The organism is Desulfovibrio sp. (genome assembly GCF_041907885.1).
GTDB lineage: Bacteria > Desulfobacterota > Desulfovibrionia > Desulfovibrionales > Desulfovibrionaceae > Desulfovibrio.
The window spans coordinates 79,981-90,251 of the sequence record NZ_JAYRGM010000010.1; the positions used below are offsets into that span (position 1 = coordinate 79,981).

General features: G+C 55.9%; 8 protein-coding genes and 1 other RNA gene. 4 read left to right on the forward strand and 5 right to left on the reverse strand.

Translation table 11 applies throughout. The annotated features are described in order from the left end of the window. Window positions 1-20: 20 nt before the first annotated feature. The 3 genes from ACE3NW_RS07270 to ACE3NW_RS07280 all read left to right on the forward strand — a co-directional run bounded on the left by ACE3NW_RS07270 (window position 21) and on the right by ACE3NW_RS07280 (window position 4,514). Window positions 21-1,361 (forward strand): glucose-6-phosphate isomerase, encoded by a 1,341-nt coding sequence (locus tag ACE3NW_RS07270; protein WP_374281906.1) that lies wholly within the window; start codon window positions 21-23, stop codon window positions 1,359-1,361. A 306-nt stretch (window positions 1,362-1,667) separates the two neighbouring features. Beyond that, window positions 1,668-3,125, forward strand: a complete 1,458-nt coding sequence (locus ACE3NW_RS07275; protein WP_374281908.1) for a PAS domain-containing sensor histidine kinase — start codon at window positions 1,668-1,670, stop codon at window positions 3,123-3,125. 9 nt (window positions 3,126-3,134) lie between these two features. Next, window positions 3,135-4,514, forward strand: a complete 1,380-nt coding sequence (locus ACE3NW_RS07280) for a sigma-54-dependent transcriptional regulator (RefSeq protein ID WP_374281910.1) — start codon at window positions 3,135-3,137, stop codon at window positions 4,512-4,514. Between the two features lie 614 nt (window positions 4,515-5,128). On the opposite strand, the gene ACE3NW_RS07285 is transcribed toward ACE3NW_RS07280, so the two are convergent. After that, complete coding sequence (locus tag ACE3NW_RS07285) at window positions 5,129-6,376, reverse strand: NADP-dependent malic enzyme (protein ID WP_374281924.1); 1,248 nt, start codon at window positions 6,374-6,376, stop codon at window positions 5,129-5,131. Window positions 6,377-6,702: 326 nt separating this feature from the next. Between ACE3NW_RS07285 and ACE3NW_RS07290 the strand changes: the two genes are divergently transcribed. Beyond that, window positions 6,703-7,497 carry an FCD domain-containing protein gene (locus ACE3NW_RS07290; protein ID WP_374281912.1) on the forward strand — a complete coding sequence of 265 codons (795 nt, stop codon included), beginning with the start codon at window positions 6,703-6,705 and terminating at the stop codon, window positions 7,495-7,497. A 207-nt stretch (window positions 7,498-7,704) separates the two neighbouring features. Here ACE3NW_RS07290 and ffs read toward each other — a convergent pair. From ffs to ACE3NW_RS07310, 4 genes are all read right to left on the reverse strand, one after another. Next, an RNA gene (gene ffs / locus ACE3NW_RS07295) (signal recognition particle sRNA small type) lies at window positions 7,705-7,790 on the reverse strand. Between the two features lie 32 nt (window positions 7,791-7,822). Then, on the reverse strand, window positions 7,823-8,656 hold the full coding sequence (locus tag ACE3NW_RS07300; RefSeq protein WP_374281914.1) for an amidohydrolase family protein: 834 nt from the start codon (window positions 8,654-8,656) through the stop codon (window positions 7,823-7,825). 9 nt (window positions 8,657-8,665) lie between these two features. Beyond that, a complete protein-coding gene (locus tag ACE3NW_RS07305) occupies window positions 8,666-9,634 on the reverse strand; it encodes a D-2-hydroxyacid dehydrogenase (RefSeq protein WP_374281916.1) in 969 nt (322 codons plus the stop codon). A 345-nt stretch (window positions 9,635-9,979) separates the two neighbouring features. Next, a partial coding sequence (locus ACE3NW_RS07310; RefSeq protein ID WP_374281918.1) for an OmpA family protein occupies window positions 9,980-10,271 on the reverse strand: 292 nt, incomplete at its 5' end.

Here is a 10,271-nt window from a genome sequence, read left to right on the forward strand (position 1 = left end):
CAACCACACAGGAGGTATCCATGCCTCATATGCTCGAATGGTCACGGGCCTACACGCACCGGCTCACGGCTGAAGCGGCTGCGCCGCTCAGGGCGCGCGCTCCGGAAATTGCCCAGAGGCTCAAGCGCGAGCTGGCCGCAGGCGAATTGCCCTTTCTTTCCCTGCCGTTTCGCACCAAGCTGGAAGTGGAAATGGCCCCGCTTATCCCCCGCATCAAGGCATACCGCCATATGCTGGTGCTTGGCATTGGCGGCTCGGCTCTTGGGGCCCGCGCCATGCAGCAGGCCTTTGCGCCGGGGCAGGATGGCCCAAATCATCGCGGCCCCTGCCTGTGGATCGCCGACAATGTCTGTGCAGAGCGTTTTGAAGCCCTGCTCGGCAAGCTGACCCCCGCAGAAACCGTGGTTGTGTGCATCAGCAAATCTGGCGGCACCATCGAAACCATTTCCCAGTATTTTCTGGTGCGCGACTGGCTCAAGGCCAGCGTGGGCGAGGGCTGGCAGGACCAGATGATAGTGGTTACCGACGAGCGCAAGGGCTATCTGCGCGAAGAGGCCAACCGCTACGGGCTTACCGCTCTTGAAGTGCCGGATTATCTTGGCGGGCGCTATTCGGCCCTATCGGCTGTGGGGCTTTTGCCTGCGGCCTTTTTGGGCATTGACTGGCAGGCTTTGCTTGACGGCGCGGCCAGTGTGGCCAAACCCCTGGTGCAAACGCCAGAGCTTGTGGCCGAGCATCCCTCGTTTGCGCTGGCCTGCTGGGCCAAGGCGCTTGAAGATTATGATTATAGCCAGCTGATTTTCTTCAGTTACATTCCGCAGTGGGCGGCCTACGGCGATTGGTTTGCGCAGTTGTGGGCCGAAAGTCTGGGCAAGGACGGGCAGGGCAGCCAGCCCGTGCCAGCCACGGGTGTGACGGATCAGCACTCCATCAACCAGATGTTTCTGAGCGGCCCCCGCAACAAGGGGTGCATCTTTTTGACCAGCCGCGATCAGGCGCAGGGGCCCAATTTTGGCATGGATGTGCCCGATGTATGGGCCTGGCTGCGAGCCAAACCCTTTGGCAGCCTGCTGGAGGCCGAAGCCCTGGGAACGCGCATGGCCCTGTGCCAGAGCGGCGTACCCCTGCTGCATGTAGAAATGCACAACAGCGGCCCCCGCGCTGCGGGTTCTCTCATGCTGCTGCTTGAGGCGGCCACGCTGTTTACGGGCTGGCTTATGGGCATCAATCCCCTCGATCAGCCTGCGGTAGAGCTTGGCAAGCGCCTTGCCAATGCGCGTCTTGGCGCAGGTGGCTATGCCAAGGAAGAGGCAGATCTGGCAGAGTATCTTGCCGTGCCACGTGAAGAGCAGTGCTTTTAGCACGGGCAGGATTGGCGGCCTTGCTGCTGCACTGGCAGTAAACCAGTGCCGCCCATGGTGACCCCGATTGCAGTTTTTGATTGTGTGAGCTGAAGTATGCTTCAGGAATGACAGGGCCGTCAGGATGGCGGTTTTTGCGTCTGCCTGGGGTTTTTGTAACCTGTCGCGTGGCGGCGGCTTTGCGGCGGGGCGTAGCGGTCGTTATTCGTGCGCCCCGATGGCGTGGCTACCGTGCTGCGCCACCAGAGCTGCCGCGCGCGCAAAGGCTTTAAAATGTTTGCAAAAAAGCAGCGCAACGATGCTTGCATGCGCCAATGCGAGGATATTTGCGCGCAAACGGTAGAGGCGGAAACCGCCCTGCCAAGTTATGCCCGCACACTTTCGTGGCTCTCACTGGTTGTAATTTTGTTGACCAGTTTGGGGCTTTCCTTCTTTATCTCCAATTCTGCCCGCGAAACGTTGCTCACCCGGCAAGAGAATTTTGCCCAACAGCTGGTGGAAAATCTCAACAGCCAGATTTTTCGGCGTTTTGCCTTGCCCACGCTGCTGGGTTATGGGCGCATTGCCCTGCGGCAGCCTGAGCAGTACGAAAGGCTTGATCAGGTTGTGCAGTCTGTCATTCACGGTCTGCCCGTGGAAAGGCTGCGCATTTACGATTTTTCGCGTCTGGTGGCCTATTCCACCAAGAAGGAAGACCTGGGCCGCGCGGGGCTTTCGCCGCCGTATCTGGATGAAATTCTGAAAGGCGGTGCGCCCCGGTCCGAGATCATTTCATCCATGCCGGAGTGGCAAGCGCCTTTTCGCGTGCCCTTGCAGGAAGGTTCATTTGTGCTGCGCGTGCTTTATCCCCTGCGCGGCGAACCCCTGCACCCAGGTGAGGAGGCCCCGATCATGGGCGCGTTGGAACTCACCCAGGATATCACCGGCGACTATGAACAGGTGCTGACTTTTCAGGGCATTATTGTTGTCATGTGCCTGCTTTCATCGGTGGTCATGTTTGGTCTGCTGCTCATGCTCATTCACAGGTCTGAGCGGGTGCTGGCTGCCCGCATGTACAAGAATCGTGTTCTTGAAAACCAGCTGCACAGCAACGAGCGGCTGGTGAGCATGGGGCGGGTGGTGGCCAGTATTGCCCACGAAATTCGCAATCCCCTGGGCATCATACGTTCAAGCGCAGAACTTTTGCAGCGCCGTACCGACAAGGCCGACGCCAGCACGCGGCGCATTTTAGGTGCAATTTACGACGAAGCCGTGCGGCTTTCGCAAACGGTTAACGACTTTCTGGATTACGCGCGGCCTCGCCAGCCCAAGCAGGATGTGGTAGACCTTAATCTGGTGCTTGATCAGGTGCTGGCCTTTCTGGAAGGAGAGATGGGGCGCTGCGGCGTTGCGCTTGAGCGCCAGTGCGATGCCGGGCTGTTTACCCCCGGCGACAAGGATTTGCTGTATCGTGCCTTTTACAATATTCTTGTAAACGGCCAGCAGGCCATGGAAGGGCCGGGCGTTGTGCGGATTAATGGCCGCAATGACGAAAATGGCCGCGTTTGCATTGAATTTCTCGATTCCGGCCCTGGCTTTGATCCTACCACGCTGCCCAACCTGCTGGATCCTTTTTTTACCACCAAGGACGGCGGCACTGGGCTTGGTTTGCCCATTGTGCAGTCTATCATTTCAAGCCACGGCGGCACCATTCAGCTTGAAAACGGCCCCAGTGGCGGGGCGCTGGTACGGGTTCTGTTACCCAGAGCCTCCTCTGGCGTATAGGAATACATAATGAGCGAAAAAGCGCATCTTCTGATTATTGACGACGAAAAAAACTATCTGCTGGTATTGCAAACCCTGCTTGAAGACGAGGGCTACGCCGTTACGGCCATCAACGATCCTGAAACTGCGCTGGCGTTTTTGGACGAAAGCGAAGTGGACGTGATTGTGACCGACATGAAAATGCCCAAGGTCACTGGACGCGAGGTTCTTGAGCGGGTTAAAAAAAGCTGGCCGTATATTCCCGTGCTCATCATGACAGCCTTCGGTTCCATCGAAAGCGCCGTGGAAGTCATGAAGTACGGGGCTTTTGACTATATCACAAAGCCTTTTTCCAACGATGAACTGCTGCTCTCGATACACAATGCTGTGGAGCTTTCACGCGCGCACAGACAGTACCGGCTGCTTCAGGAAGTTATGGAAGACCGCTACGGCGTTCACAAAATTGTGGGCCGCAGCAAGGCTATTCGCGATGTGCTGGTGATGGTGGAGCGCGCCGCCCCCAGCCGTTCTACAGTGCTGATCACTGGCGAATCCGGCACGGGCAAGGAGCTGGTGGCGCGGGCCATCCACTATACCAGCCTCCGCAAAGAAAAGCCCTTTGTGTCGGTCAACTGCATGGCGCTGAACCCCGGCGTTCTTGAAAGTGAACTGTTCGGGCACGAAAAAGGCTCGTTTACCGGCGCTGTGGCCATGCGGCGCGGGCGTTTCGAGCAAGCCGACGGCGGCACTTTGTTTTTGGATGAAATAGCAGAACTCACGCCAGATTTGCAGGTCAAACTGCTGCGCGTGTTGCAGGAAAGGCGCTTTGAGCGCGTGGGCGGTGGAGAGGAAATTGAGGTGGATATACGCGTTGTTGCAGCCACCAACAAAGACCTCGCCGCGCTGGTTGAAAAGGGGGCCTTTCGCGACGACCTCTATTACCGGCTTAATGTGGTGCAGATTCCTCTGCCGCCACTGCGTGAGCGGCGCGAGGACATTCCCCCGCTTGTGGCCCATTTTGTGGAAAAAGTTTGCACAGACAATACCATGCCGCCCAAAACATTCAGCACCGAGGCGCTCAACTACCTTACTGGGTACGAGTGGCCGGGCAATATCCGCCAGCTCGAAAACGTGGTGGAAAGTTGCCTTGTGCTGGTTCCGGGTGCCATCATTGATGTGGATAATCTGCCAGCCGAGATTCGCGATGAAGAATCGCAATTTAAAAGCGCTGTAGACCTGTTGCCCGTGCAGCTTGACCTGGCCGACACGCTTGAAAAAATTGAGGCCGCGCTTATACGCCGTGCCCTTGTGAGGGCAGAGCTTGTTCAAGTTAAAGCTGCAGAATATTTGGGAATTTCTAAAAGCTTGTTGCAATACAAGCTTAAAAAATATGGCATAACGGGGCATTAGGTCCACAAGAATTCTGCTGCACAGACGCCCTGGCCTTGGTCACGGGCGTCTTTTTTTGTAATAATTTTTTTTGCATGATTAAGTGGTAAAAAATGTTGAAATACCAAATTAATAGGAAATCGCACCATCACATAACAATGCCAAACAAGTTGCAAATTTGCGTCAGCAGTATTTACAGAACGTATATTTTATTATAGGTTGATTAAACAGTCAGCCGCTTGCTGGGGTTGGTTTGAACTGGCTGCGGATGCGGATTGCCCACAAATATTTTGCGTGGTATCACTTCTTAAAATGTTATACTATCGACAGAACGAGTGATCAAACAGGCAGAAATTCGGCATTGTTCCAGCAGCGGCACGGCCTGGCACACGCACGGCCTGGTACACGACAGCCTGGCACACGCACGGCCTGGCACAACAGCTCTGCACGGCACAGCGGCACAACAGCTCTGCACGGCACAGCACACGCTCTGCCTTGGGGCAAAATGCGGCACAGCCCTTGAGTGCAGAAACCGCGTGCCAAGCGTTTGGGACTACGCGGCAGCTACAGCGTAAAAAAAGGGCCGCGCTGCTGCGCGACCCTGAAAGGCAGGCCAGAGGCCTCTGTACGAGCGTTTAGCCCTGGCGCTTGGCCAAACGCTTTCTAAGATTTTCTGCCACCTGGTTGGGGTCCATGTGTACACGGGCAATGCCGCTTTCCATGGCAGCCTTGGCGGTGGCAGCCGCCACCAGCGGGGCCACATCGGGGTTCAGGGTAGAGGGAATGATCATGGTGGCGCTGAGCTCTTCAGGCTTGACCAGATCGGCCAGAGCCTTGGCGGCGGCAATCTTCATGGCATCGTTGATGTCGGTAGCGCGCACGTCAATGGCACCACGGAAGATACCGGGGAAGGCAAGCACGTTGTTGATCTGGTTGGGGCAGTCGGAGCGGCCAGTGGCCACCACTTTTGCACCGCCGTCAAAAGCGCGCTGCAAGGGCCAGATTTCGGGAATGGGATTGGCCTGGGCAAAGACAATGGGATCCTTGGCCATACTGCGGATCATGTCTTCGTTGAGGGAATTGGGTGCGGAAACGCCGATGAAAACATCAGCGCCCTTGATGGCCTCGGCCAAACCGCCCTTGACCTTGTTGGGGTTTGTGTGCTTGGCGATTTCGTCCTTGTAGGGATTCATGCCTTCGGGGCGGCCTTGCCAGATGGCTCCCTTGGAATCGCACATGATGACGTTTTTGAGACCCACAGCCATGAGCAACTTGATGATGGCAATGCCCGCAGCGCCTGCGCCGCTGGTAACAACGGTGATTTCATCCAGCTTTTTGCCAACAATTTTCAGGGCGTTCATGAGCCCGGCCAGGGTAACAACGGCGGTTCCGTGCTGGTCATCGTGGAAAATGGGGCCCTTGAAGATGCCGTTCTTTTTCAGGGTGTCTTCAATGACAAAGCATTCCGGGGCCTTGATGTCTTCAAGGTTTACGCCGCCAAAGGTCGGAGCCATCAGTTCTACAAGCTCAACGATTTTGCCGGTGTCCTTGGTGTCTACGCAAATGGGAAAGGCATCCACATCGCCAAAGGTTTTGAAAAGCAGCGATTTGCCTTCCATAACGGGCATGGCTGCACCAGCGCCGATGCTGCCAAGACCCAGTACGGCTGTGCCGTTGGATACAACGCAGACAAAGTTGGAGTGATTGGTATAGACGTCAAGCATTGCGGGATCTTTATGGATTTCCATGCAAGGTTCGGCAACGCCGGGAGAATACGCCAGGGTGAGGTCGTCGTTATCGCGCACAGGGGCTTTGACCCGAACCTCAATTTTTCCCTGGTATTCCTTGTGCATCGCAAGGGCTTCTTCCCGCAGGTTCTTGATCCGTGACATCACTTGCTCCTTGATCTGTTTGTCTGCCGTGGCAGTAAAAAAATTGCGCATATGTGCGGCGCTGGGCAGCCTCAGTAGGATGTGGCTAAAGCTTGAATCGGTGCATCTGACACGGGTAACCCCGTTTTTCTGTCCAAATGCTGAAGGCTCCACGCTTGCAGCCTGCTATGGGTATACAGAAATTTGCGGGGTAAGGAAATATCTTATGAAAGTTATGTAAACGTTTTTGTGGGATTATTGCCTGATACTGCATAAAGTCTTTTATTTTCAAAGTGATGCGGAATGTCCGCAAAGCGCAAGGAGAAGCGAGTTTCGCCATGAATACAGAAAATACAAAAAATACGGATGCCGAGGCACAGGCCGGGAGACGGCGCAGCATTCAGCGCCCGCGCGTACATACAGAGGTGCTCAGCTGTCTGCTCGACGATATTCAGAGCGGAGTCTATCAGGTGGGGCAAAAGCTGCCCTCAGAGCGCGAGCTTATGGATGAATTTGGCGTGGGCCGTCCTGCTGTGCGCGAGGCTTTGTCTGGGCTGGCCAGGATGGGCCTTATTGAGGTTTCGCCCGGCATGCGTGCCCGTGTGTGCAGGCTGACCTTAAAGCCACTGCTGCGCGAAATGCGTGCCACACTAGAAATATATTCCAGCTCGGCAGAAGGGTGGCGGCAGCTGCACGATCTGCGGCTGTTTTTTGAAACCGCCGTTGTGCGCCGCATGGCTCTGGAGGCCACAGACGAGCAGCTGGCGCACATTGATGAGCTATTGCAAAACCAGCGCCGTCTGCTCGATGCCTCTGAAATTCGGGCTTTTGCCGAAGCGGATATTGATTTTCACCGCTATCTGGTGGAGTGCATGGGCAACAATTTTCTGGGCCTGCTGGCCGAGGGTTTTGCAGGCTGGCTGATTACCCCCCTGTACGCCTCGTTGCAGGTGCGCAAGCAGAGTGAACGCTCATACCTCGCCCACGTTGGCGTGTACGAAGCCCTGAAAAAGCGCGACCCAGACCTGGCAGAAAAGGCCATGCGTGCTCATCTGGACGAAATGCGCGGCATTTATCAGGTGGACGTGATGGTTGAGGATAAACCGCAACAGACTGAAACGCAGCAGGGTTAGCAATCCTGGCCGAGGCAATACCATATGGGGTTTGCCAGATAATAAAAATTCGCATCGGCCTTTTGAATGGCTAGCGGATGAGTTATAAGAAAGTATTTTTGAGGAAGGGCGGTTGGCAGCCTTTGCGCCGCCCGTGAATATTTCGGCCTTGGGCGTGCGCCTTGCCCGCCAATGCAAAAAACCGCAACGGTACACCGTTGCGGTTTTTTGTGGGCCGGACACCCGGCAACGTCTGTTGCCGCTGCTTCCTTTCGGACCTGACGGGGTTGGCAGTGCTGCCGCCGTCCGGCTTGGCAAAACACTTACCCGTAAAGGGGGTAAACTGTCAATGGTCGCGCTGGCTTTTCATTGCTTCACTGCCAGGGGCGAGCAGGGCGGAGGCATTGCTCATGATTATTTCCATTTCGCTGTCACTCAGCCCGCCGAGGGTTTGCAGCCTTTGCAGCTCTTCGACCGGGTCGTAGAGCGGCCAGTCTGTTCCAAAAAGAATGCGCTCTCGCGGAAAGGTGTTCAGCAGCTTGTGAGCCAGCTCTGGCGTGGCAAAGGGCGTGGTGCTTGATGTGTCAAACCAGAGGTTTTCAAAACGGTTGTCTGAAAAAACCTCAAGCGCGTGACTCCACATGCGGTAGCCGCCAAAATGCGCAGCAATAACACGCATGCCAGGGAACTGGCGCAATATACTGGCCAGTTTGTACGGGCAGGAGGGATTTTTTTCGGGCGAGGTTCGATCGCCTATGTGGATCTCGAAAACAAAATCTTTTTGTGCCGCCTCAAAAATGGGTAAAAGCCGTGGATCATCGAGCCAGAAGCTTTGAAAATCAGGGTGCAGCTTGATGCCACGTATGCCCGCTGCCTTGATGCGCGCCAGCTCGCTCTCCCAATTGTCATAGCCAGGGTGTACAGTGCCAAAGGCAATGACCTGGTCTGGGTGCTCCCTTTGCAGGCTGATGGCATAATTGTTGGCCGGTATTACCTGGGCGGGGGCAGTGGCAGCGCACAGTACCACGCATTTTTCCAGCCCGGCTTCGCTCTCCCGCTCAAGCAGATTGGCAATTGTACCGTCGCCAGAGCAGGTGATGCTATAAAAACTATTGAGATGATCCACTGCCTTGTGCGCAATTTTGGGGTGAAAGGCGTGGGTGTGTATATCTATGTACATGACGGAAGCTTATTTGACTCCATTCACCACATTGACCGGCGTGCCTGCATGCCAGCGGCGGATATTCTCTGCCATGAGATCAATGATGTTCTGCCGGGCACGGGTGGTGGCCCAGGCAATGTGCGGCGTGATGAGTGTGTTGGGCGCGGTGAACAGCGGGTTGTCGTCCTGCGGGGGCTCCTGCGAAAGCACATCTGTACCCAGACCACGCAGATGACCAGATTTCAGCGCCTCGGCTGCTGCTGCTTCGTCCACTAGGGGCCCGCGCGAGGTGTTGAGCAGAATAGCACCCTTGCGCATGGAAGAAAGGGTTTTGGCATTGATGATGTGACGCGTTTCCTTGGTGAGCGGACAGTGCAGCGAAACAACGTCCGAGGCGCAAAGCAGATGCTCTAGCGTGGAAAAGGCAAATGGGCCGTAAGAAGGCGGGTCCTTGGGGGTGCGGCAGTGGGCCAGTACGCTCATGCCAAAGGCGTGTGCCAGTTCGCCCATGCGGCGGCCAATGGAGCCAAAGCCGATCAGGCCCATGGTCAGACCTTCAAGGCACAGGGGCGGTATTTCCCAGTAGCACCAGCTCTTGCATTTGAGCCAGTCGCCGTTTTTCACACTTTCAGAGTGCAGGCTGGTATGGCGGCACAGCTCAAGCAGCAGGGCCATGGCATGTTGGGCCACATCGCTCACGCCATAGGCAACCACATTGCAAACGGGAATGCCACGGGCGGCCAGCGCTTCGGTGTCCACTATGTTATAGCCCGTGGCTAAAACGCCAACCATGCGCACACTGCTGTCCAGCTGCTCCAGGTTGGCACCGGTCAGGGGCGTCTTGTTTACCAGCACCACATCGGCACCATGCGTGCGCTCTGCTACTGCTTCGGTGGGAGTGGTTTCGTAAATGGATACATCACCAAGAGATGTGATGGGGGTCCAGTCCACATCGCCGGGATTGAGCACAGCACCGTCAAGAATGGCTATTTTCATGCAAGTAACCTCTGTTGCCTGCACTGTATCCTGTGATGCGCAGGCCTGCAAGTTTCCGGCATGGTGAAACGTAGCACTTTGCGCCAGTAATTGAGGCTTTTAGTCACAATTGGTAGCAAGCAACAGAGGGCAAATGCAGTGCATAATTCCATGCAGACAGATCAAGATTGTGTCAATATGTGCTGCTTGCAAGGCCCGGAGGCAAGAGTGTGTGCCTGCCGAAAAATACAACCTTCTCCCACATGCGGCTGCAATACGTATGCGGCCGCGTTGAGCAGAGAGCCTGCAAGGCAAAAAAAAGAGCCGCCCGTAAAGGCGGCTCTTTAAACACTGGTCTAGTTAAGACTAGTGGGCGACCACGCGGAAGTCGTCGCGGCGGTTCTTGGACCACGAAGCTTCGTTGTTACCCTGCACAGCGGGGTTTTCCTTGCCGTAGCTGATCATTTCCAGCTGGCTGGGGTTCACGCCGAGCGTAACCAGGTATTCGTAGGAAGCGCGGGCGCGGCGTTCGCCGAGGGCGAGGTTGTATTCCTGGGTGCCGCGTTCGTCGCAGTTGCCTTCGATGCGCACGCGGATAGAGGAGTACTTCTTCAGCAGATCGGCCTTGGTCTTCAGCATTTCTTTGTATTCGGGCTTG

Coding starts and splice junctions, on each gene's coding strand:
- ACE3NW_RS07270 (WP_374281906.1), top strand. CDS start 21: ATGCCTCATATGCTCGAATGGTCACGGGCCTACACGCACCGGCTCACG.
- ACE3NW_RS07275 (WP_374281908.1), top strand. CDS start 1,668: ATGCGCCAATGCGAGGATATTTGCGCGCAAACGGTAGAGGCGGAAACC.
- ACE3NW_RS07280 (WP_374281910.1), top strand. CDS start 3,135: ATGAGCGAAAAAGCGCATCTTCTGATTATTGACGACGAAAAAAACTAT.
- ACE3NW_RS07290 (WP_374281912.1), top strand. CDS start 6,703: ATGAATACAGAAAATACAAAAAATACGGATGCCGAGGCACAGGCCGGG.
- ACE3NW_RS07300 (WP_374281914.1), bottom strand. CDS start 8,656: ATGTACATAGATATACACACCCACGCCTTTCACCCCAAAATTGCGCAC.
- ACE3NW_RS07305 (WP_374281916.1), bottom strand. CDS start 9,634: ATGAAAATAGCCATTCTTGACGGTGCTGTGCTCAATCCCGGCGATGTG.